This is a genomic window from Infirmifilum sp. NZ (assembly GCF_022693705.1).
Classification (GTDB): domain Archaea; phylum Thermoproteota; class Thermoprotei; order Thermofilales; family Thermofilaceae; genus Thermofilum.
Map to the genome: position 1 here is coordinate 1601500 of NZ_CP094288.1, position 22209 is coordinate 1623708.

General features: G+C 55.9%; 19 protein-coding genes and 1 pseudogene. 11 read left to right on the forward strand and 9 right to left on the reverse strand.

Annotated features, from left to right (window positions below; all coding sequences use genetic code 11):
- Window positions 1-72 precede the first annotated feature (72 nt).
- Window positions 73-3438, forward strand: a complete 3366-nt coding sequence (locus MOV14_RS08795) for an InlB B-repeat-containing protein (RefSeq protein ID WP_326403767.1) — start codon at window positions 73-75, stop codon at window positions 3436-3438.
- 203 nt (window positions 3439-3641) lie between these two features.
- Here the strand turns inward: MOV14_RS08795 and MOV14_RS08800 are convergent, their stop codons facing one another.
- Window positions 3642-4697 (reverse strand): AAA family ATPase, encoded by a 1056-nt coding sequence (locus MOV14_RS08800; RefSeq protein ID WP_318536956.1) that lies wholly within the window; start codon window positions 4695-4697, stop codon window positions 3642-3644.
- A gap of 136 nt (window positions 4698-4833) precedes the next feature.
- On the opposite strand from MOV14_RS08800, the gene MOV14_RS08805 reads away from it, so the two are divergent.
- Window positions 4834-5109 (forward strand): HPr family phosphocarrier protein, encoded by a 276-nt coding sequence (locus tag MOV14_RS08805; protein WP_318536957.1) that lies wholly within the window; start codon window positions 4834-4836, stop codon window positions 5107-5109.
- A 1-nt stretch (window position 5110) separates the two neighbouring features.
- On the opposite strand, the gene ptsP is transcribed toward MOV14_RS08805, so the two are convergent.
- Both ptsP and MOV14_RS08815 read right to left on the reverse strand, forming a co-directional pair.
- Window positions 5111-6826 (reverse strand): phosphoenolpyruvate--protein phosphotransferase, encoded by a 1716-nt coding sequence (ptsP, locus tag MOV14_RS08810; RefSeq protein ID WP_318536958.1) that lies wholly within the window; start codon window positions 6824-6826, stop codon window positions 5111-5113.
- Between the two features lie 60 nt (window positions 6827-6886).
- Window positions 6887-7048: a hypothetical protein gene (locus MOV14_RS08815; protein ID WP_318536959.1), complete on the reverse strand. Its 162-nt coding sequence runs from the start codon at window positions 7046-7048 to the stop codon at window positions 6887-6889.
- Between the two features lie 258 nt (window positions 7049-7306).
- Between MOV14_RS08815 and nagA the strand changes: the two genes are divergently transcribed.
- The 3 genes from nagA to MOV14_RS08830 are packed head-to-tail and all read left to right on the forward strand — an operon-like array spanning window position 7307 to window position 11514.
- Window positions 7307-8458, forward strand: coding sequence for an N-acetylglucosamine-6-phosphate deacetylase (nagA, locus tag MOV14_RS08820; RefSeq protein WP_318536960.1), 1152 nt, complete (start codon window positions 7307-7309; stop codon window positions 8456-8458).
- A gap of 3 nt (window positions 8459-8461) precedes the next feature.
- On the forward strand, window positions 8462-10291 hold the full coding sequence (glmS, locus tag MOV14_RS08825; RefSeq protein WP_318536961.1) for a glutamine--fructose-6-phosphate transaminase (isomerizing): 1830 nt from the start codon (window positions 8462-8464) through the stop codon (window positions 10289-10291).
- 2 nt (window positions 10292-10293) lie between these two features.
- Window positions 10294-11514 (forward strand): hypothetical protein, encoded by a 1221-nt coding sequence (locus tag MOV14_RS08830; RefSeq protein ID WP_318536962.1) that lies wholly within the window; start codon window positions 10294-10296, stop codon window positions 11512-11514.
- Here MOV14_RS08830 and MOV14_RS08835 read toward each other — a convergent pair.
- The 4 genes from MOV14_RS08835 to MOV14_RS08850 are packed head-to-tail and all read right to left on the reverse strand — an operon-like array spanning window position 11506 to window position 14483.
- Complete coding sequence (locus tag MOV14_RS08835) at window positions 11506-12615, reverse strand: Gfo/Idh/MocA family protein (protein WP_326403768.1); 1110 nt, start codon at window positions 12613-12615, stop codon at window positions 11506-11508. The genes MOV14_RS08830 and MOV14_RS08835 overlap by 9 nt on opposite strands.
- Window positions 12616-12633: 18 nt before the next feature.
- Window positions 12634-13137: a PTS system mannose/fructose/N-acetylgalactosamine-transporter subunit IIB gene (locus MOV14_RS08840; protein WP_318536963.1), complete on the reverse strand. Its 504-nt coding sequence runs from the start codon at window positions 13135-13137 to the stop codon at window positions 12634-12636.
- A 25-nt stretch (window positions 13138-13162) separates the two neighbouring features.
- Window positions 13163-13591 carry a PTS sugar transporter subunit IIA gene (locus MOV14_RS08845; RefSeq protein WP_318536964.1) on the reverse strand — a complete coding sequence of 143 codons (429 nt, stop codon included), beginning with the start codon at window positions 13589-13591 and terminating at the stop codon, window positions 13163-13165.
- Window positions 13592-13598: 7 nt separating this feature from the next.
- Complete coding sequence (locus MOV14_RS08850) at window positions 13599-14483, reverse strand: DUF7916 family protein (protein WP_318536965.1); 885 nt, start codon at window positions 14481-14483, stop codon at window positions 13599-13601.
- A gap of 102 nt (window positions 14484-14585) precedes the next feature.
- On the opposite strand from MOV14_RS08850, the gene MOV14_RS08855 reads away from it, so the two are divergent.
- Window positions 14586-16187, forward strand: coding sequence for a PTS system mannose/fructose/sorbose family transporter subunit IID (locus MOV14_RS08855; protein WP_318536966.1), 1602 nt, complete (start codon window positions 14586-14588; stop codon window positions 16185-16187).
- Here the strand turns inward: MOV14_RS08855 and MOV14_RS08860 are convergent.
- Entirely contained in the window at window positions 16146-16868 is a 723-nt protein-coding gene (locus MOV14_RS08860; RefSeq protein ID WP_318536967.1) for an HAD family hydrolase, read from the reverse strand. The two genes, MOV14_RS08855 and MOV14_RS08860, sit on opposite strands and share 42 nt — an antisense overlap.
- A 461-nt stretch (window positions 16869-17329) precedes the next feature.
- Between MOV14_RS08860 and MOV14_RS08865 the strand changes: the two genes are divergently transcribed.
- The 5 genes and pseudogenes from MOV14_RS08865 (at window position 17330) to MOV14_RS08885 (ending at window position 20604) form a co-directional block, all read left to right on the forward strand.
- On the forward strand, window positions 17330-18535 hold the full coding sequence (locus MOV14_RS08865; protein WP_318536968.1) for an ABC transporter substrate-binding protein: 1206 nt from the start codon (window positions 17330-17332) through the stop codon (window positions 18533-18535).
- Between the two features lie 116 nt (window positions 18536-18651).
- Window positions 18652-19005: a hypothetical protein gene (locus MOV14_RS08870; protein ID WP_318536969.1), complete on the forward strand. Its 354-nt coding sequence runs from the start codon at window positions 18652-18654 to the stop codon at window positions 19003-19005.
- Window positions 18947-19417: an ABC transporter permease gene (locus MOV14_RS08875; RefSeq protein WP_318536970.1), complete on the forward strand. Its 471-nt coding sequence runs from the start codon at window positions 18947-18949 to the stop codon at window positions 19415-19417. The genes MOV14_RS08870 and MOV14_RS08875 overlap by 59 nt, the downstream gene beginning before the upstream one ends.
- A gap of 196 nt (window positions 19418-19613) precedes the next feature.
- Window positions 19614-20191, forward strand: a pseudogene (locus MOV14_RS08880) (ABC transporter permease).
- An 89-nt stretch (window positions 20192-20280) separates the two neighbouring features.
- Window positions 20281-20604: a hypothetical protein gene (locus MOV14_RS08885; protein WP_318536971.1), complete on the forward strand. Its 324-nt coding sequence runs from the start codon at window positions 20281-20283 to the stop codon at window positions 20602-20604.
- A 583-nt stretch (window positions 20605-21187) separates the two neighbouring features.
- On the opposite strand, the gene MOV14_RS08890 is transcribed toward MOV14_RS08885, so the two are convergent.
- Complete coding sequence (locus MOV14_RS08890; protein ID WP_318536972.1) at window positions 21188-22174, reverse strand: ABC transporter ATP-binding protein; 987 nt, start codon at window positions 22172-22174, stop codon at window positions 21188-21190.
- Between the last annotated feature and the right edge of the window lie 35 nt (window positions 22175-22209).

Genomic DNA, 22209 nt, shown 5'->3' on the forward strand with positions numbered 1-22209 from the left:
AAGTTCTATCTATTGCCCATTCGCTAGGCGAAATGCAAAAAATAAAGGGTTGCGGGAGGCATATTGGGAATAATGTTGAGGAGTCCGCGTGTTCTTTTAGCGCTCCTAGTGGCTGTTACTCTCTTCATCTCCAATTATTCTACCGCTGGAGACGCCTACACTGTGCGCTTCTGGATCGCCCCCTCCTACATCGGAGCCTCGATAAGCTTTGCCGGGAGCACTTACACGAGTGGATCCAGCGCCAGCTTTCCTGCAGGAACGTACCCTGTTAGCGCCAACGTGCCGAGCGGCTACATATTTCTCGCTTGGGTGACGCGGGCCATGGTGGGGCTGGGCGGCGGCGTGAAAGTAACGGGGATGAGGTCCCAGTCGACCACCGCGACTGTGTACGGGAGCGACGACCTGGTGGCCGTGATCGTGTGGCCGGTTAGGCTCAGGGGTAGGGTCACCGCGTACAACACGAAGCCCTTCGCGGTGGGCCCCACGGGTAGGATCGCCTTCCAGGTTAAGGTGGACGAGGTGCTCCAGGACGTCAGCGGCCGCTTCTCGGCGGGCGACACCGTGGAGGTCTGGGTCAAGACAGGTAGCAGCTACGCGTCCGCGGTGGGCGTGGGGGACTACGTGGAGGTGTACGGGTACGGGTACGACGTAGACCTATCGTGGGTTCCCCTCAGCCCCAGGAGGGGTGTGCTCGTCGAGAACGCCGACCACTACGTCAACGTGCTGGAGAAGGCGCCCCCATCCACCGCCCCTAGCCCCAGCCAGCCCGCAACCCCCCACGTTGGTGTCAGGTTCGCCACCGGGGAGCCGGCCGTAGGGGTAGAGGTCTATGTCAACGGCGAGCTGAGGGGCTACACGGACTCTCAGGGTACGCTGCAGGTGAGCGTGAGCAGTAACTCGGTGGCTTACTCCAAGACCGTGGTCTACGCGGCCGGCGCTGTGATAAACTACGAGGGCTCCTGCTCGCTGAGCCCCGGGGGCTCCTGCACGATCACCCTGGTGCCGCGCGAGGGCTGCATAATACCTCTCACGAGACGCGAGGTCAACGCCACGGCCGTTGAAGGCGGGATTGCGGCAGTCCAGCTCAGCTGGGTCTTCGCGAAGTGCTCGCCCAACTCCCAGGTGCTCGTGGCCGCCTACGACGCGAACGGGAGCAGGGTCTCCGTCCTCTGGGACGGCGGGGACGCAGGCTACACGCACTCCCTGATAACGAGGACCCTCAACATAACACGGCCCGGGACCTACATCGTGAAAGCCGTCTACGCCTTCCCGCCCTCTGCCCCAGGGGAGGGCATAATCTGGGTTATCACCGCGAGTTTTCTACCCAGGGAGGGGGGCAGAGTTTCCCTCCGGACCGAGCCCCCAGGCGTAGGCTACGTGGCTATAGGAAACGAGAGCCTGAGGGACGGCAGCTCCATCGTACTCCGGAAGGGCAGGTACCCGCTGTACGCCTCGGCACCCGATGGCTTTGTCTTCTACCGGTGGCGCGTGAGCGGGAACGCGACCGTGAGCGAAGCCTCAGCCGCGAACACCACGCTGAACCTTGCGGGCGATGCCGAGATCACGGCGGTGTTCGCGTGGCCCCTCAGGCTCCGCGGCAGGGTGACGCAGCTGAGCCTCAATGATAGCGGCTTCACGATGCGGCTCACCGTCGAGGAGGTTTTCACGGATCCAAGCGGGCTCGCCGGGAAGGGCGACACCGTTGAAGCAGTTGCTCTCAACCTATCGCTAGTGAGGGTGGAGGGCTACGGCGGCGCAGGGGACATCAGTGTCGGCGACGCTGTCGAAGTCGCGGGGACCGGCCTGTGGAGCGTCAAGCCGCCCGGCTACATGGTGGTGCTTGGGCCTGGTAGCCTGCTCAGTAAGGTGTCGCTGCGCCCCGCCGTTAGCATCAGCGTGGGCCTGCTTCAGCCGCCGTTGCTCGCGGCATCGCCCTTGGGTTTTGTCCCGGTAGGCCAGGAGGCCTACAAGGGTGGAGGGGCTGTGCTGCTGCCAGCCGGCAGCCCGACGGTCATCGGGGTCAGGGTGCTCGTCAACGGGTCAGCAGGTGCGGTCGGTTGCAGCTCCCTCAAGTTCTCCGTGTTCAACGAGACGTTGAAGCCCATCAAGTGCGAGCTCGAGCCCGGCGGAGGGCTGACCGCTTACTTGAACGTCACGGCGTACGTGGGCAACTACACACTGAGGGCCATAGCCGACGTGAACGGGACTGAGGTGGCGAGCGACAACGCCGTGGCCGTGATAGGCTACGTCCCCGTGGCGAGGAGCGGGAGAGCCTTCAGCGTAGTGAGGGATGCTTACCGCTTCGCAAGCTGGACTCAGGGAGGGGGCGACGCTAAAGCCTACCTCGAAGCCGCGCTTAGAGCCTGCCCTGTAAACTCCACCCTGTTTAAGTCCCTGATGAGCTACCTCCTCGCCGGCCCCGACTACAGCCTCGGAGTGGCATCCACACTCGCCGGCCTGTTCACGGGAAGCCTGAAGGTGCCCCAGGAAGCCTACATCCTCTCAAAAGCCCAGGTGGAGCAGCTGGTCGTCGAGCACCAGTTCAAAGCCACGATAAAAAACCTGGCCGCCGTCGCGGGAAGCCGCGCGAGCACCCCTCCGGCCTCGCTCTTCGAGGAGGTGAAGCGCAGGGTGGACGCCGGGACGCCGCCCATCATGCTTGTCGGTGGGCACGCGCTTCTGGTTATAGGTTACTACGACGCTCCCGCTGCCAGGCTACTCGTGGCCTACGACCCCGGCAAACCTAACTCGACGCTGGTGATCGAGCTCTCCGGCGGGGCTTTCAGGGTGCCCGGGCTCGGCTCCCTGTACAGCGGCGTCCAACTGGTGGAGCCCGCCCTTGGCGAGGACCTGTGCGCTCTGCTCGGCCAGGCGAGAGAAGGCGTTGTAGAGATCCTGAGGCGAAGCGTAATGGTAGGCTTCAGCAACGTGGGCAGGCTCGAGGCCTCGGGCGCTGGGGGCGTCATCATCGTGGAGGCAGGTGCCGTGCTGCAGAACAGCATAAACGGGTCTGCGGTGCTCTCATCCCAGTCGACCGGCGCCCTTCTCCTCCCAGCCGACGGCAACTACACGCTGAAGGTTGCGCCCGCCGGGCCGGGAGCGAGGCTCGTGGTGGCGAGCGTTGCCGGTGAGAGGATCATCGTCGCGAACTACACGCTAACCGGTAGCGGCGCGCTGACGCTCTCCAAAGCAAGTCTCGGTGCAGCCCTAGTCCTCTCCTCGAGCGGTGCAGGAGCATCAGGGGGTCTCGTGAAGCCCACCGTGGAGCTCTATACGACGCGCGGCGACAGGGTCCCAGCCGGCACAATCGAGGAAGGTCTACCCGATTTTTACATCATCCTCGCGCCTCTCGGCCTCGCGGCTGCAGTGATACTCTCACTCAAGCTGGTCCTCTACGTAAAGGTGCGGAGGTCCCTAAAAAGCTCGGGGCCTAAGTGACGTCTTTTACCTCAGCTCAGGCTACCTGCGCACGATTGAGGCGGTCGCGTAGGTCGAAGAGACGTCTCTACCTTTCAGGTCTCGACGATAAATACCCCTAGGGGTCTAAGCCCAACGTAGGGCTTGAAAAGGAATTACCCTTAAAGGAGTAGCTCGCTGGCACTCGACTCCCTGAACGCTCGGACATGAGCTTCTACGCGTCGCTAAGCCTTAAGGAACGTTCTAACAGCGTGGCGCAGGACCGGATCAGGGACCCTGTAGCCCTCCGCTGTTTTCTCGAGTAGCCCCATGTCGGTGAGGTTCTTGATTATGCCGCTGAGCGTGTTCCTGGGAACCCTCCCTACGCGCGACTCGACGTACCTCAGGATCTCAGACCACGAAGCCGGATCCCTCTCGGCGGTGATCTTCAGGACAGCCTCGTACCTGGGCCTCGCCACACCGTAGATCTGGAGAGCGTGGCTCAGCTCCTCGTAAGCTAGCCTAGCGGCCATCTCGAGCACAGAGCGCAGGTCTCTGACCCCCAGCCTCGAGTAGGAGTAGCCGAAGTAGGTCAGCCAACCGATAACACCGTCGAACAGGTCCAGCGCCTCCTCCACCATGTCGGCGGGCGGCTCTAGGCCCTCCTGCTCGAAGCCCCTCAGCAGGAACTCGCGCGCTGGCCCCCTGCCCAGAGGCCTCAGCCTCACAGTGTAGAACGGCCTCCCGAACAGCGGGGCTGACGGGTTTTCGACGCGGAGGAACCGGTACATCATTCCTATCTGGGACCCAGAGACAACAACCTTAACGTCCGCGTGGTCGTAGAGGTGCGCTAAAAGCGAGTCGAACCTGTACCTCGACCTGCGTAGCTCCTGAACCTCATCGAGGACCAGAACCCTCCCTTCTAGCCTCTCGAGAACGCTGACGAGCGTGCTGAAGTCCCTGCGCCTGAACCTGACCCCGAAGCCGCCCACCTCTACCCCCTCGATGGTCTCCGCTAGCGACCTGAACCAGCTCCTGCGGCTGAGCTCCCTCTCGAGTAGGGAGATGACGTCGTGGATGGACAGCATCCCCGAGGGTAGGAGCCTGCAGTCGAAGAACACGTACTCTGCCTTCATCTCGTTCAGAGCGGTTAGGATCAGGGAGGTCTTGCCGTACCTCCTTAAGCCCGCCACGGCGACAAGCTTCGAATACTTGAGCCCGCGCCTGAACTCCTCGAGCTGCTCCTCGTAGTCGAAGAAGTCAGTTCTTCTGGTTTTAGGCTCGGGGTCGAAGTAGCCCAAAGTTACCCCCCTAACCTGTATACCCCCCTAACTAATAACCATTTCCCCTAGCGGAATCTGCAACTGTGCAGAGAAGAATTATTTGTGCTTTTTGTGGATAAGGTATTTATGGTGAGAACTTTTCCTGTGTATTCTGATGGTTCGCGAGGTAAAGCTAAAGATAGTTAACAAGAGCGGTCTTCACGCTAGGCCGGCGGCCGTGTTTGTCCAGACCGCCAAGAGCTTCTCCTCGAAAATCGTTGTGAGGAAGGGGGGCAGGTCCGCCGACTCGAAGAACATCCTCCAGCTTCTTTCCCTCGGGGTGGACATGGGGGACGAGATCGAGATCGTCGCCGACGGCCCTGACGAGGATAAAGCGATCGAGCAACTCACCAAGCTACTGCTGGAGGTCCTGCCCGAGCAGGACAAGTAGGCTACTCGTAGAACGTTACCCCGCTTTTCTCGAGGATCTTCCTGGACCACTCCCTGACCTCGCTGGCCCTCTCCGCCCCCTCCAGGAGCTCTGCCGTGCTTTCCTCGAGCTCCTCCAGCCTGAGCCTCCTCACAACGTACTTCACCTTCCCCACGAACTGTGGGGCGACGCTTAGGCTCTCCACGCCCAAGCCTAGGAGCACGGGCACGGCCAGCGGCCTAGAAGCCATCTCCCCGCAGACCTCCACCTCCGCCTTGCCCTTCACCTGCTTGACAGCCTGTGCTATCAGCCGCAGTACAGCCGGGTTGAGCTCGTCGTAGAGGTACGCTACGAGGCTGTTGCCCCTGTCCGCGGCCATCACGTACTGAGTTAGGTCGTTTGTGCCGAAGCTTATGAAGCTCAGACCCCCTCTCGCAACCAGGCTCCCAGCGAGGAGCGCGCTCGACGGGGTCTCAACCATCACTCCCAGCTCGAGCACCCCTGTCTTCGCGCCGGAAGCCTCGAGCCTCTCCCTCTCCTCCTCGACGATCTTTCTGAACTCCTCAACCTCCTCCACCGCGCTGACCATTGGCAGCATGAGCCTGAGCCTGCCGTGGGCGGAGGCTCTGAGCAATGCCCTAACCAGGGGCACGAGGAGCTCATCCCTGTACTTGAACAGCAGCCTCGTACCCCTCAAGCCGAGCTGGGGGTTCTGCTCCCGCGGGAGCTCCAGGAACGGGACGGGCTTGTCTCCCCCGATGTCCGGCGCCCTCACGGTGAGCGGCTTCCCGCCCACGAGCTGGACCGACCTGGAGAACAGCTGGTAGAGCTCGTCCTCGCTGGGCGGGGACGAGCGGGCCATGTACGCGAACTCCACCCTGAACAGCCCCACGCCTCCGCAGCCGTACTGGTCGAGTATCCGCAGTTCCTCGAAGTTTCCGACGTTGCAGTAGACGTTAACCCTGCGGCCGTCAAGGGTCAGAGCCTCGAGCCCCGCCTCGCTGGCGAAAACCTCGAGGAGCTGGCTGTACTGCCTTGCCAGCCTCTCGTACCTCTCCAGCTCCCCGCTCGAAGGGTTCAGGATCAGGTAGCCTTCAAGCGCGTCCACCACTGCCTGGGAGCCCTCGCTGACGGCCTCCAGGTTCAGAGCGCTGGCTATGAGGTACGGTAGGCCCTTGAGCCGGGCCAGGATAGCCACGTGCGACGTAACACCCCCGCTCCTGGTCACAAGCCCTTTAAGCCCTTGGCTAGTCATCTCGAGGAACTCTATCGGGTCCACCTCCTCACCCACAGCCACCTCCCAGCCCCCTGCAGCCCGCCCACCTTCAAGGCCCTGGAGCAGGGCCACGAGCCTTGAGGCAAGGTCCCGGAGGTCCTGGGCCCTAAGCGCGAAGAGCTCGCTACCCTGTTTGAGCATCTCGCTGTACTTCTCGTAAACCCTTCTCACGGCGTAGACCGCCGAGTACCCCTGCGAGACCAGCTCCAGCGCCTCGGACACCAGGGACTCGAGGATCAGTAGCTGCGCCTCCACGACCTCCTGCTCCTGCCTAGGCAGTAGCCCCTTCAGCGTGCTAAGCTTCCCAGCCAGGACCTCCCCAGCCCTCCTCAGCTTCTCTGCCTCAGCCCCCGCGTCAGACGCCTTGGCCTCAATTGGAACGCTCAGAAAGTCAGTCTTCCTCAGCACGCTCACCTTGCCTATGGCTATCCCAGGCGAGGCCACTAACCCTTTTAGGCGCATCGAGAGAATTCAAACACGCACAGAAAAAAAGGTTACTACTCACTACTAAATTTAAATTTTTTAATTGCCGAATATTCCTGAGGTAAGCGCTACGAGGCTGAGCCTGGCGGGGTAGCCTGTGTTTCGGAAGCCGAAGGCCTTGCTGAGGGGGCTTTGCTCGAATATCCCTTCCTCAACTCCCCACCAGCCCGCTGAGAGCCTGGGAAGGTATGAGTGGAACACCGGAGGAAGCAAGGGGAACTAAAAAAGTGGTATCGCTACCTCTGCAATAGAATGCAAAAGCCACCCCTACCCACGACCTTGCCCGAGGAACCTCCGGTAGCGTTCGAGTTGACTTTCTCGTAGAACAACTCGGCTACCTCGTCGTGCACATGAAACCTTTGACTTCAGTGATAGTTAAGGGTTATTGCTCGCGGCACGTCGGAGCTACAATGTGTTGTTACAGAAAGTTTTTCTGCGCGCCGGCTGAGGTTAAGACGTATGAGGGTTGTAGTTAAGGGAGGCAGAGTCCTAACCCCATTTCTGGATCTCGGGGAGATGGACGTGGCTATCGAGTCCGGAGTCATTGTTGAGGTCGGCGAGAACCTGTCGGGGGATAAGATCATAGATGCCGCCGGCCTAACCGTCGCTCCGGGCTTCATAGACACGCACTTCCACGGTTATGGCGGCGTGGACTTCACCCTCGCCAGCTCCGAGGACGTTCTCCGAGTCGCCGGTCAGGTGGCGAAGCACGGAGTCACGGGCTTCCTAGCATCCCTCGTAGCGGCCCCCCACGACGTGCTCCTCAAAGCCTCCTCCGAGGTGGCGAAGGCCATTGAGAGCCAGAAGCCCGGCTCAGGCTCCAGGGTGCTCGGGCTACACCTCGAGGGACCCTACCTCAACCCCAATATGAGGGGCGCCATGGACCCGCGCTTCTTCCGGCAGCCATCCATCGAGGAGTTCACGGAGTACTACAGCGCCTCCAGGGGGCACCTCAAGCAGATCACGGTGGCGCCCGAGCTGCCTGGAGCTACAGAGCTCGTAAGGCGCGCCGCCGGGATGGGCGTCACCGTGAGCCTCGGCCACACGGAAGCCACCTACGATCAGGCTGTGAAAGCGGTGCTTGCCGGCGCGTCGAAGGCTAACCACATCTTCAACCAGATGCGGCACTTCCACCACCGCGAGCCGGGTGTAGCCTTCGCCCTGCTCGAGCAGCCGAACGTGTTCATTGAGATGATCTCGGACCTTATACACCTCCACCCCTCGACCGTCAGGCTCGTCGCGAGGCTCGCAGGCCCCTCCAGAACGGTCCTCATCACTGACGCTGTTGCCGCTACAGGCCTGCCCGACGGCGAGTACACCTTAGGGGGGCTGAAGATAGTGGTCAAGGGCGGCGTCTCGAGGCTCGCCGACACGGGGGCGCTCGCGGGGAGCACGCTCACGATGGACAGGGCTGTCAAAAACATGGTAAGGCTCGGCTTCAGCCTCGCCGACGCCGTGAGAATGGCCTCAACAACGCCAGCGGCGAGCATAGGGCTAGGTGGGAAGCTCGGCGTCGTGGCGCCCGGCTACCTCGGGGACCTCGTGCTTCTCGACGATGAGCTCCGCGTAGTCAAGACCATCGTTGGGGGAGTGGAGGTATACGGTGGCTGACGAATGGGCGGTATCCTCGGGGCTGTAGCGAGGGGCAGATCCAACGTAGTGCCCAGCGTAGTGGAGGGCCTGAAGAGGATGCGCTTCAAGGGGTATGACAGCGCTGGAGTCGCGGTGGTCGAGGAGGGCGTGCTGAGCGTTTACAAGGACGTGGGCTGGGTGGACTACGTGGCCGAGAAGCTGGGCCTGCTCAAGCTGTCCAGCAGCGTCGCGCTCGGCCAGACGCGCTACGCCACGCACGGCAGACCGACAACGGAGAACGCGCACCCCTTCGCGGACTGCAGGCAGAGAGTCGCGGTGGCCGGCGACGGGGCGATCAGCAACTACGAGAAGCTCAAGGACATGGTCGTCATGAGCGGCCACAAGCTGCAGTCGAGGAGCGACTTCGAGGTGCCTGCCCACGTGCTGGAGGAGGAGCTGGAGAGGGACAGGGGCTTCGTGGAGGCGCTCCAAGCGCTTCAGGGCATCCTTGAGGGCTTCTACGCGATCGCGGTCCTAGACAGGGACTCTGAGTGCATCGGAGCTTTCGCAAGCACGCTGCCCCTCTATGTAGGCATCTCGGGCGAAGCCTTCTACGTCACCAACACCCTGACAGCCCTGCACGGCCTCGCGGACAGCTACATCCAGGTTGAGCCCAGCGAGCTCGTGCTCGCCTGCAGGGGTGGGGTTAAGGTGTATCGGCAGGGGGCTGAAGCCCAGCTGAAGCCCCCGAGCAGGTTGGAGGTCGACCCAGCACTGGTGGACAAGGGGGGCTTCAGGCACCATATGCTCCGCGAGATCTACGAGGTCCCATACGCACTTCTCAGGACGCTGAGCACGGTCCAGGAGAAGTACCTCCAGCTCGCCGCCCGCCTCGTCCTCGGCGCTGAAAGCGTCTACATCATAGCAAACGGGACCAGCCTGCACGCAGGGATGGTGGCGTCATACTACCTCTCGGAGCTGGTCGGCGTGAGCCCCGTTGTGACCAGTGCCGCCGAGTTCCCGCTCTACTACGTCGAGAACATCGGGCCGGGCAGCCTTGTCGTAGCGATATCGCAGTCAGGCGAGACAGGGGACGTGCTCTCCTCCCTTTACGAGGCGAAGCTCAGAGGCGCCACCATCCTTGGCGTCACCAACTACATAGGCTCGAGGCTCGCAAGGCTGTCGAACGTCTACCTGCCTATAGCCGCGGGCCCCGAGCTCGCCGTCCCCGCCACCAAGACCTTCACCTCGACCCTCCTCCTGCTCTACCTGATCTCGCTCAAGGCGTCCAGGGAGTCCGGGAGGACGGACGCCGGCACGCACGCGCAGAAAGTCTCCTCCATCAAAGCGGCTGCAACCGCCCTCGCGGACTCCCTCCCAAGGATAGACGAGGAGGCGAAGCAGGCCGTCAAGCTATTGAAGGGCTGCAGGGGAGGCTACGTGGTCTCCAGGGGGATCACGTACCCACTGGCACTTGAGGCTGCCCTGAAGCTCAAGGAAGTCTCCTACTTCCACGCCGAGGGGGTTGAAGCCGGAGAGTTCAAGCACGGCCCCTTCGTGCTCGTCGAGGACGGCTTCTTCACGGGCTTCATAATGCCTGTCGAGAGGCTCTCTGCCGAGGCAACCTACCCGCTGATACAGTCAGCCATCGAAGCGGGGGCGTCCACCGTGGTCGTCGGGTTCGAGGGCGACGGGAGGCTGGCGCAGCTCAGCGGCGAGAAGCTGGCCGTCATCCACGCTCCCCCAGCCGAGAGACACCTCGCACCAATCGTCTACGCGGTCCCGCTCCAGCTGCTTGCGTACAGGCTCGGGGTAGAGCTCGGGAGACCCATCGACGCGCCCCGATACCTGACTAAAGCGGTGACGAGGTAGCAGTGGGCCTCGGGCCTCTTTTCTACGAGAAGCCGATAACCCCGCCGAACCCCATAGGGCACCCGCTGGCAGGCTACATCGCGCGCCGTGGGAAGTCGCAGGGAGTCCACGACGACATATTCGCGAGGCTGCTAGCCTTAGACTCTGAGGAAACCTTAGTGGCTCTCAGCTTGGACCTTCTCGGAGTGGACGATCAGATATACTCGGATTTGGCGAGAATTGCGGAGAGGATCTACGGGAGTAGCCTTTTGATAGTCTCAGCCACTCACACTCACTCGGCTCCAGCAACCCTTTTCAGGTCCCCTCTGCTAACCTTCTGCGGGGAGTGTTTTGACGGGGATTACTACGCGTACTTCCTCAGCGTTGTCGAGGAGCTTTTCTCGGAGACCCAAGCCGTTCGACCGGAATCAGCGCACCTATGCAGGTCAAGCGTCCGCGGCGTGGCGACAGACAGAAACGACCCTGCAAAGCACCAGGTTCTCTCAGCGTACTCCTTAGTATTCAATTACGGTGGCTCAAGGACTCTTCTCTTCAACGTCGGAGTCCACCCGACTGTGCTCGGCCCTGAGAACCTCCTCATATCCTCCGACCTCGTCGGCTACGCGGTACAGCGCCTCAAGTCGAAGGGCTTCGGGGGAGTGCTCTTCTTCAACGGGGCGGCCGGCAACATCTCCACGCGCTTTACCCGGAGGTCGCAGAGCTTTGAGGAGGCCAGGAGGCTGGGCTACCTGCTAGCCGACCAAGTTGGAGCAAGCCCCGGCAACTGCAAGGCTTTAGCTCTCGATGACGTGGCCAGCAGGCAGGAGAGGCTCGACGTCGAGCTGAAGGACCCCCGGAGAATTCTGTCAAGCTACAAGCCCAGCGAGAGGGGAGGAAGGGTAGGCGAGTCGCTGAACGAGGGCCTGCTACTGCTCGAGAGGTTTTCAAGATGCCCCAACTACCCGTCTAGGGAGACGGCGCTTCTCCAGGCGATACGGCTAGGAGACGCAGCGATCGTAGCGGTTCCGTTCGAGCTCCACACGGACATTTACGGGGGGCTCGCTCAAGCCGCTGAAGAGCATGGCATTAAGGATCTCCTTATCTTCTCCTACTCAAACGGCTACCTGGGCTACCTCTCGAGCACTGAGGGCGAGGTAACGTACGAGAGGCTGGCGCAACTGATCAGCGACAGAACTTTCGCCGAGGTGAAGAGCACACTGACGCGTATGCTGGCTTCACTCTAGGCTGACGGGCTCACCCTTGAAGCAAGACTCGTAGAAGCTGTTTAAGAGGATCTGGTTGCGAAGGCCGTCGCGGAGGGTGGGGTACGCGCTTTCCCTCAGCCCGGAGACATCTTCGATGAAGTGCTTCAGTAAGATGAGGTAGGCGTACACCCAGCCCTCGAAGCTCTTGGGAGCAGGCCAGGTGAGCCAAGGATACATTTCCTCGAAGCCCCGCGAGGCTTTTTCAACCCTAGCTGTTTCTCGCTTGAAGACATAGAGGGTTTGGGGCTCGGCTATCGAGAAGCGTAGCCCCCCTTTCTCCCCGTGCACCTCTACCCTCATCTGCTCCTCGAATCCCGGCGACACCTTTGAAGCCTCCACGCTTCCAACTGCATTCCTCTCGAGCTCTATCAGCGCGAAACCGACGTCCTCCGTGTCTACTTTAACTTTTCCCCCGGTGCGAGGGTCGACCCTTTCACCAACCAGCGTGTACATTCTACCCCAAATTCTCCTGATCCTTTGCCCAGTCAGGTACTCCGAGAGGTCTAACGGGTGTACGCCTAGGTCGGCGAAAACGCCGCCCCCAGCTACCTCCTTGCTCATGCGCCACTCGAACGGGGTGTCGGGGTACGCGTGCTTCGCGTGCGCTATAACAGCCCTGAACTCACGCACATCGCCTAAATCCCCCCTCGCGATGAGGTCGCGGGCGGCGACCGATGCTGGGAGAAGCCGGCTGACCAGGCATATCGCTCCCTTCCTACCCAGCCTCTCGGCCTTGAGGGTCACCTCCTCGGCGTCCCTAACGTTCGTAGCAAAGGGTTTCTCGACTACAATATGAGCTCCCGCCTCGAGTGCTCTGAGCGAGTAGTACGCGTGGGTGTTATTGGGGGAAGCTATGACGACGACATCTAAGTCGCCCCTGAAGAACTCCTCCTCCTTTGTTGTCCACTCCCTAAACCCGTACTGCCTGGCAAACGACTCTACTCTCGCGGGAGTTGAGCTCATCGCACGGGCTAGCTCGACCTGCGGGAAGCCGCTTTCGCGGACGGTAAACTTCAGCGCGTTTAAAGCCCATGCTTGGGCGTTGGCCGACCAGCCTGACCCGATGATTCCTACCCTCAGCTTCGTCTCGGTTCACCATCAGAACTTTAGGCTCCGGATCTTCTGCTCCATGTCCACCGGCTTGGGCGGGAAGTCTGGTAACTGCTGGTAGTACAGTTTCACGCCCATGTCCAGTAGCCTGAGAAGAGCCTTGTGGTCTTCTGGGCCGATGGCGAAGGTTTTCTCAATATACACTCTGCCTGCCCTGAGCCCCATCTGCCCCAGTAGAATCGAGTTCACCTTTATACCTGATTTCTCGAGGAACGACAAGACATCCACAGGGTTCTCGAAAAGCATCAAAACCTTCTCTGTGTTCTTGATGCCTTTCACCTTCTCAGCGGCTTCCTCGACCTTCAGAACGGCGACCGATACGCCGGGAGGCGCTAGCATGATCTGGAGCTGCTTGAGAGTGGGGTTCCCCGCCATCTTGTCGTTTACAACCCATATCGCAGTCACGCCGAACTTCTTCGTCCAAGCGGTTGTGACCTGACCGTGAATGAAACGGTCGTCTATACGTATGAAGATGTTTTGCTGCGATGCCATCAAATCTCACCTGCTGAACCTGCTTTTAACTTTTTTCGATAAGCGACTTCTCCTGACTCTCGGAGATCTCCCTGAACTCCGCTCCCACAAACGCTCTCACGCCCTGAACTCCAGCCTGCCTGGCGCTCCTAACGGCGCTCTCGACATCTGGAGCTTCGTTGGACAGGAGGTCGATCAGCATCGGCATGTTGAACCCCGTCAGCACAGCCCTCACCTTACCCTCCTGCAGGAGCATGAGCGCCGCCCTGCTTGGTGTACCGCCGAAGAGGTCGCAGAGCACCACCGTCTCCCCGTCCACGCTCCTGGAAAGCTTCTCGTAGTAGTTCTCGAGGCTTTCACCCTCAAGGAGCTCCACGCACTTAGCTCTCTCGAAAACCGAAACACCTAGAATCATCGCTACGGATTTTATCATCTCGCAGCCGAGGCCACCGTGGCTCGCCAATACCAGCTTCAACCCAAGCTCACCTCAAGCTCGACATGGATATCCTCTTATATGTGTGTCTGACACCTCTCACCGCTAAAGAGAGCTCCAGGATGTTCTCCGGGACAGCCACACCCATCGAGTAACCCGAATCACCAATGTGGTGGATATCGCATCCACAGGCCTTCGAGTGGAGAGCAATGCTCCTGACGACCTCCCGCTGACTGCCCTCCTGGGACGTCCCAATAGTGCACATCACTAGCGCATCGTACCTCGAAGCCAGAGATACGACACTCTCCACAGCTTCCGGCGTCGCGCCGGGAACCGTGAAGGGGGCCGGGACGAGCACTCCATCAGCCCCAGCGGCTAAAACCTCCTCGATTAAAGGAAGCTCGTACATTTTCTCAACTCTCAGCCCACCGCTGTGCATCTTACCCCCAAACACGAGCGCGCGCCCTCCAGCGACATCAACCGCCTCCCTGACTCCTGCTGCTATCCTACCCCACGTCACGCCCAGACCCGGGTTCCCTGTGACAACTACGAGCCTCGAGCCCAGCTCCATGCTTCGTATAACGCTCACCTTTGTAAGCCTCCTACCCTCCGGGATCAAACCCTCGTCCACCGGTTCGAGGTTGTTCCCGATAAATCTTCCCGTAAACTCGGCTATGCCTCGAATCGAGGCGTACTCGCTCGGCACGCCTGCGACAGCCGGGTTGAGGACATCGTACATGTTCAAAATTAGGACGTCTGCCCCGAACCGCGAAGCTATCTCGACGTTTGACACCCCGTCGACCAAGGGGCTGGCCGTCACAACGACCTCTGCCGCAACCACTCTACCCTCAGAGGCTTTGACTGCTTCCTTGAAATCCTTGGCACCCATGCTTGCAAGCTCCCTGCCTGTCAGGTTTAGAACCCTTCTAGACATTTCCCGACGCACATTCGAGAGCCTGAAGCTTATAACTTTTACTACCTAAGAAAGTTTTATAAAAAAACTTTATAAATATCTGTGGTGTAAAACCTTTATTGTATGGCAGCACTCGGACCATTCGAAGTAGGCATCCTTGGACTTCTAGCCTTAATCTTCGGCCTCGACTACATATGGTGTTGCCCCCTATTCATATGGAGACCCCTCGTCGCCGGCACACTCACGGGCCTGATCCTAGGTGACCCCATCACAGGTCTACTGGTAGGATCCCTTCTAGAGTTCGTCTTCGCGGGCCTCTTCACCATAGGAGGGGGAACTGTCCCCGAGGCCTCTACGGGCACAATAGCCTCCGCGGTCGTCGCAATAACTATGGGCCTGAAACCCGAGGCGGCTGTACCCCTCGCGCTACCTGTCGCAGTCCTGACTATGAACCTTGAGATCGTGGTCAGGTCCTTCGACGCAGTCTTTAGCCACTGGGCTGACCGCGAGATTGAGAGGGGGAACTTCGGGGCAATACCGCTTATAAACATACTCGGCGCAATCCCCTGGGGGCTCAGCAGAGCTATCCCAATATGGGGCCTCTTAGGGGCGCTCGCTATCAACCCTCAGGGCGTAAAGGCTTTCATCGACTCGTTGCAGGTGGTCCAGATAGGCCCCCTGACCGTGAGGCTCTGGGACGCGATGGCGGTTGCTGGAGCAGTGCTACCAGCCCTCGGCGCCGCGATCCTGATGAAGATGATGCTTTCAAGGGAGACTGTTGCCTTCTACATCCTTGGATTCGCCCTCGCCGCCTATTTGAAGCTGAGCCTCATGGCGATAACGCTCATCGCCGGCTCCGTAATATTCGCCCTCTACCTGTTCACGCACAGAGAAGTGCTCGGGGGGATGACCTCCACATCCACTGCACCACTCACAGGCAAAGCAACGACTAAGGACTTCCTCCGCTGGTTCGGGATCTCGTGGCTTCTTCAGTCCTCCTGGAACTACGAGAGAATGCAGGGCACAGGTTTTGCTCACGGAATGCTGGATGTTGAGAAGAGGCTTCGCAAGGACCCGGAGGAGCTGAAATCCTGGATGCGCCTACACAACGAGTTCTACAACACTAACCCGCACCTCCATAACCTGATCTACGGAATAGTGATCTCGCTGGAGGAGCAGGGCGCAGACCAGGACACAATACGCGGCATCAAGACAGCTCTCATGGGGCCGTTCGCCGGGCTAGGCGACTCGATAATGTTTTTCGTGCTGCTACCCATAGCCTTCCTTCTCGGAGCGTCGCTGGGCGTGAACGGCAACATCCTGGGACCAGTCGTCGCGCTACTGATCTGGATACCTATATCCTGGGCTATAAAGTACTACTCCCTCGTGTACGGCTACAGGTACGGTTTATCCTTGGCTGAGGTTCTGAAGGGCGATGTGGTGAAGGTCTTCAGAGAAGCCACCATGAGCTTCGCTATGGCCATAGTCGGGGGCATTACAGCAACCTACGTGAGGGCTACAACGCCAATAGTCCTAGCGTCATACGGCGGGCAGGCCATAAAGCTCCAGCCTATCCTAGACCAGCTGATGCCGTCCCTGCTACCGCTTCTCTTCACACTGTTCACGTACTGGCTCATCAAGAACAAGGGCTACAGCTACGGCAAAGCTGTGATAGTGCTGTTCCTAATAGCCTTCATACTTGCGTTGCTGGGCATCCTCGGATAGCGAACTAAATTTAAGCTGTTTTTTACCCACTATCTTTCTCACGGCCTCAATTACACCGTTTCCGTACTCTCCGTTAGTCACGAGGTCTGCCGCTTCCTTGACCTTCTCGTCGGCGTTAGCCACAGCCACACGCGTCCAAGCCTGTTGGAAAAGCGGCAGGTCTGAAGCGCTGTCGCCTATTGCGACAACACGGATACCGCTCCAGCCCGTCAGTCTAAGCAGCCTAGCAAGCCCCACACCCTTGTCAAGCCCCTTAGGCGCAAAGACGTAGGTTCTAGAGCCAACCTTCTTCAGTTCAAGGGGGGCTTCCCCAAGCCCTGAGGCCACCTTTTCAGCAACCTTCAACGAGTCCTGGTCGAAGTAATAGAGCACCTCCCCCCTGTTCACCGAGGGTACTTCTCTGGAAATCCTTTCGAGGATCCTACCCCAAACCCTCGGCTTGAAGACCACCTCCCTGGACGAAAGGTAAACCACTGATCCCAGCTCAAGCACCATCGCGTCAAAGACGCTTAGAGGCACGAACGCCTCGATGTCCGATAGCGGGCGCGCGGTAGCTAAAGCAAGCTTAAAGCCGCTCCTCTGCTTAAGCGAGCTCAGCGACTCAACAATGCTTGGATCGGCTTTCTCGTTTTCCCTGGCGAGAGTCCCGTCGTAATCCACAACAAATAACAGCTCACTCATATTACTCAGCTTTTCTCTTCGTGGTGGTGACTTTAAGAAATTTTGCCATATATTGCTTCAGCGCAGCAAGTTTCCGGATGCTTCCACGTATTTTAAGTAGATATTCATGTACCCGAGGGTCGAGGCCTCCTGAATTAAATATCGTGCCAACAAGAGGCATCGTCATAATCCGCAAGGAAAACTGTTCGAAATTTAGAGACCTTTAATTTTAAGGTAAGGAAGTCTAAAGTCCCAAAGAAAAAATGTGTCTTCCTCAATATAAGCCTGCCTAAAGATCTATTCCAAATAAAAAATTATGTAAGAACGCTTTAGTTATGAGGCAGAGGCAACTTCTAAGTTAAAAATATATTTCCCCATGGGACAGGCATTAATGCAAGAAGTGACAACATGGCACGTGGATCCTTTACAAAGCTTGAAACCACTCTGCTAGTATTACTGATTCTCGCGTCAATATTCGCCGCGTGGGGGTGGATTGGATAATTGGAGCGAGGCCCCCTCAGCAACCCGTGACCACACCCCAAAACCAGCCCCAGGCTGAAAAACTCTATTATGTACCCATTCTTGACAAGTGGATGACGCAAGAAGAGATAATCAACGAGATAAAGAAAGAGCATACTGTTATAATCGCAGATTGGACATATGGTGGGTTGGTCGAGACATATCATGTGCCGGCTTTCAAGAAGTATGTAAAGGATAAGTATGGAGTCGATATTGAAGTTACGTGGGTCGGGACACAGGAACCTGAGGTTATCGTCTCCTCTGTGCTTCAAGCTTTACAAGCGGGTAGATCTGCTCCCTACGATGTTGTTGCAATCGAGGCGTCATATTTCTTTAGGGCTAAGAGTGCTTCCGCTGTTGCTCCAGCCGTATATGTAGGCAATTTCCTAATGGGAAATCTGAAAAATATAAACCCCTTCTTCCTCCAGTATCAGCCATATGGTGTTGTCTTCCAGGCAATCGACACAGCAGGAATCCTCGCTAATAAGGAAAAGGCAGGATGGATTAAAGACTACACCGATCTAGCTGACCCAAGGCTCAAAGGGCATGTAATTCTACCTACACCTGGAACAGTTCACTTTGCAAACTATCTCGTGAACCTAGCTCTAGCAATGGGTAAGAATTACAAGAACCCGACTGAAATGCAGGAGGTGATAAAGTTTGCCGCTGAGAAAATACACCCTAATGTGCTTAGATACACCGTGTCTGAGGCTGAGATTATGGAGTATCTAGAGAGGGGAGAGGCATGGGCCGTGGCATGGTGGTGGTACCTTGCTCCAGTTGAGGCAGCTAAGGGATACCCTATAACAAGAATAGCTCAGCCTCAGGGCAATGTATTCTTACCCGGTATTGCATGGATACCTAAAAAGGTAGAACATCCTGTACTCGCGCAAATATTCATAGACTTCCTTATGAGTCCACAAATGTGGTTCGCTCTTGACTTCCCACAGTACCGTGATAGCAAGGGGGACTTCCTAATGCTTCATCAAAACTTGCTAAATGACAGCAATTTTGATCTTCTTCCCGATTGGATAAAGCCGATATACAAAGACTTATACCCCTACCCATTGGACAAGATGTACGAGTGGTATGTGTTCCCAGATTACTCTTACATAGAAGCTCACACCGAGGAATGGTCTAACCTTTACAACCAATTGACGCGAAGTTAATATCCTTTTTAACTAAAAACAAGATTTTTGGTGAGCGTATGTTTGGTAGCAGGTTAGAGCGACTGGGCATTTATCTCGCTATTACACCCGCCTTAATCTACATAGTCACTTTTTGGTTGGTCCCAATGCTAAATGTACTTTTCATTAGCGTTACTGCAGGAGACTCATACATAACTGGTAAAATTGTTTATGTGGGTTTAGACAATTTTGTTAAAGCTATAACACAGTACTCCTCTGCCGTTAAAAACTCTACTATTTTAACCCTTGTAGCCGCAACAGTTGACCTAATCATAGGATATCCTCTTGCTTACTTGCTAGCACGGAAGAAAATATACTTTGAAAACATAATTAGAGCCCTGATGGTCTTTCCTTACTTCGGAGACCTTTATATATCGTATGGGGTTATGGAACATGTTCCTCCCTGGAGGACTATTCGATATCTTTTACAGTATGTTCGGAGTAACATATAGGCAAATCCTTTACACACCTATTTCGGTAGTTCTAGGCTTTTCGATCTTCACATTGCCCTTTATGGTGCTTTATATATCCTCAGCTTTACAAGAAATTGATCCTTCTCTTGAAGATGCAGCAATGACACTCGGAGCACCCCCTACAACAACGTTCTTTAAGATTATACTTCCATTATCAGCTCCTGGCGCGATAGCTGGTTTCTTGGCGTGTTTTGGGTGGAATCCAGGAGGGTACATGATACCCTTACTGCTAGGAGGAGTAGAGGCCAGTGACGTGATGACCGTGAGGATAGTTGAGTTGAGCTTGAGCATGCACAACTACGGATTAGCGGCTTCACTTGCTATAATCCTGATAACTTTCACCATATTTACAACTTACCTTACATTCCGGGTCACGAAGGTGATAAAGTAATGAGGCAAAAGATGGGATCCATTTTTCAGTAATACTCACGATAATCTCTCCTTTTCTTTTCATATTCTACAGAGCAGTCACGTATAGGAGGCCGACTGGAGTTGATTTCGTTGGTTTAGAATTCTTCAAATCCATACCCGAGGCATACTGGAGAGCTCTCGGAAACTCTCTAATAATAGGTGCGTTAGTATCCTTGGTGGATTTCCTCATTGCACTACCTCCAGCTTACATTCTCGCTAAGCATGAGTTCAAATTCAAGAGAATACTAGCCGCGATCCTCGTTGCCCCAATGTTTACGCCTGATGTTGTGGCCGGCATAGGTCTTCAAGTAGTTTACTTCAAGTACTATAATTTATACGGAACTTTTATTGGAACCATATTGGGGCTTGCATCCATAAGTTATCCTATGATGTTCCTCCTGCTCTTGGTCTCTATAAAAAATCTTGATACAGCCTACGAGGAAGCAGCCCAAACCCTTGGTGCTACCCCATGCAGACAATTATCAGGGTTGTTCTTCCATTGATAGGACCTGGAATATTCAGCGGCTTTTTATTAACGTATGTATGGAGCATCAACAACTATCTTCTTCCCCTGTTTATCACAGGACCAGGCGTTGACCTGCTGGCTGTGAAGTTATACTCAGATATCAGATGGTGGGGGTTGTTAGGCAGGGTTGCCGCAGAAGCCTCTATCTTGCAACTTGCAACATTCGGCATAATGCTACTGTACTTAAAGACTCTTGGAGCAAAGTATCTTAGCGGCTTCAGCCTATGACTGTGAGCGCCATCATTGGGGTCTTTTTTATACTTATGCTTGCAACACTCCATGCACCCATAATTGCTTATTGGCTTATCATTAGGTGTGTGTCAACGAATCTACAGTTTCTTCTGACTCCCAAGATTTCTACCCTACTGGAGCAGGAAAATGACAAAGGTATAAAGGTGAAAATTGCCTTAAACAGAAGAGTAGAAAATTACAGCCTTATTAATTCCTCCTTAGGTGTTGTTATCAAGTCCGGCACCAAGGAAAGAGAGCTCTTACTTGATGCTCAACTTGCTCACGATCAAACACACGAGAACATAGTTTATTTAGAAGTTACCTCAAGCGACGATAGGCAAGCGATTCCGGTTGTGCTCAGTACGGATGATGAAAAACAGGCGGTATTCAAACTGATGCTATTGTTCTGAATTTTTTGAATGAAACATATGTTAGAGTGTGGGAGTGGAGCATTAGATACCCGAACGTGCTTGAGTCAAGGACTTTTATAATTCCCCACTTAGATGAGCTAAAATTGCTGAAAGACTACCTATCGCTAGAGCTATACGTCAATACTCTCATGCCCCGGAACGATATGTTATTAATGAAAGCTTAGATGAAGTTTTAAAAATGGAAAGTTACAGGGATTTCAGCCTCGTTAAGGTTTTAGTGTGGCCTAACTTCACTAAAGGCGTAACCATTGGGTACGAGGGACAAGTTTCTCCGATATTCTTTGGTTCTCTCCGCATTTATAAGCTCATTTTCGGGGCGCTAGATAAACCCATATTATACGTACAAAATCATGAAATGCACAGAGTGTATGTATGCAGATAGTTATCACAATTGTTGCATGTCGAGCATAAATATCTCGTTGTGCGGACCGACAGAGTTTATAGTAATACTTAACCGGCTTTGAATAAAATGCCTCTGTTGAACGCTATATAAATACGGGATCCTTCCTCAAGAGACGCGTACTTAAATTTTTCTTCTCCAAACATGTCGACCTTAAAGGTCTCAGGGATGCCTAAATCCAGCTCTAACCTTAGATAGGCTCCTACACACTTTCTTCAATACTTTTGCTGGTAGAATGTTCGCGAATTTCTCCTTGAATTGAGAGGCTTCATCCTCGTTAGGTATCACAGTAACATCTTCAGGTCTAACTGACACTATGACCTCGTCACCGACTCGGGCATCAGAACTGCTTTTCACATACAGCCTCATACCGTTGGCATCTACTTCCGCAAGGTACTTTTCACGATCCATTGAAATGATCTTGCCGCTGATAAAGTTACTAAGGCCGACGAATTCAGCAACAAAAGGAGATTTCGGAGTAAGGTATAACTCGATAGGAGTTCCACTTTGCTCTATCTTCCCGTCCCGTAGGATATAAATGTAGTCTGCTATTGCAAATGCCTCGCTTTGATCATGCGTAACGTAAATGGCAGTTTTGCCTGTTTCCTTCTGGATCCTTCTGATTTCGTATTTTAGCTCCTCCCTCAATTTCGCGTCAAGATGACCTAGGGGCTCGTCAAATAAGAGAACTTTAGGATCTATAACGAGGGCTCGAGCTATAGCTACTCTCTGCGCTTGCCCCCCACTCAGCTGGGTGGGTTTCCTTTTTTCAAACCCTTCCATCTTCACAAGTTTTAGCATATTCTTTATTCTCCGGTCAATCTCATCCCTAGGAAGCTTTCTCAATCTCATACCGAACGCAATATTGTCATATACTGTTAAATGCGAAAACAGGGCTATATTCTGAAAAACATATCCAATTCCTCTCTTCCATGACGGTAATTCAGTAACGTCTACTCCATCAAAGAGTATTCTTCCATTATCGGGTCTGATAAGGCCAGCGATGATCTTAAGCAATGTTGATTTTCCAGAACCGCTTGGGCCAAGAATGCAGACCAGCTGTCCACTTTTAGCCTCCTGTTCCACATTTTTTAGCACTGGCACTCCCCCAAAGGATTTAGTGACCCCTTCGACCCTAACCTCAACCATTCAGCTCGGCTTCTACCCATCTCCAGGAGATAAAA

Excerpts from the sequence above, each read along its gene's own strand:
- MOV14_RS08795 (WP_326403767.1), top strand. The coding sequence starts at position 73 with ATGTTGAGGAGTCCGCGTGTTCTTTTAGCGCTCCTAGTGGCTGTTACT.
- MOV14_RS08805 (WP_318536957.1), top strand. The coding sequence starts at position 4,834 with ATGGTTCGCGAGGTAAAGCTAAAGATAGTTAACAAGAGCGGTCTTCAC.
- ptsP (WP_318536958.1), bottom strand. The coding sequence starts at position 6,826 with ATGCGCCTAAAAGGGTTAGTGGCCTCGCCTGGGATAGCCATAGGCAAG.
- nagA (WP_318536960.1), top strand. The coding sequence starts at position 7,307 with ATGAGGGTTGTAGTTAAGGGAGGCAGAGTCCTAACCCCATTTCTGGAT.
- glmS (WP_318536961.1), top strand. The coding sequence starts at position 8,462 with ATGGGCGGTATCCTCGGGGCTGTAGCGAGGGGCAGATCCAACGTAGTG.
- MOV14_RS08840 (WP_318536963.1), bottom strand. The coding sequence starts at position 13,137 with ATGGCATCGCAGCAAAACATCTTCATACGTATAGACGACCGTTTCATT.
- MOV14_RS08850 (WP_318536965.1), bottom strand. The coding sequence starts at position 14,483 with ATGTCTAGAAGGGTTCTAAACCTGACAGGCAGGGAGCTTGCAAGCATG.
- MOV14_RS08855 (WP_318536966.1), top strand. The coding sequence starts at position 14,586 with ATGGCAGCACTCGGACCATTCGAAGTAGGCATCCTTGGACTTCTAGCC.
- MOV14_RS08860 (WP_318536967.1), bottom strand. The coding sequence starts at position 16,868 with ATGAGTGAGCTGTTATTTGTTGTGGATTACGACGGGACTCTCGCCAGG.
- MOV14_RS08875 (WP_318536970.1), top strand. The coding sequence starts at position 18,947 with ATGTTCCTCCCTGGAGGACTATTCGATATCTTTTACAGTATGTTCGGA.
- MOV14_RS08890 (WP_318536972.1), bottom strand. The coding sequence starts at position 22,174 with ATGGTTGAGGTTAGGGTCGAAGGGGTCACTAAATCCTTTGGGGGAGTG.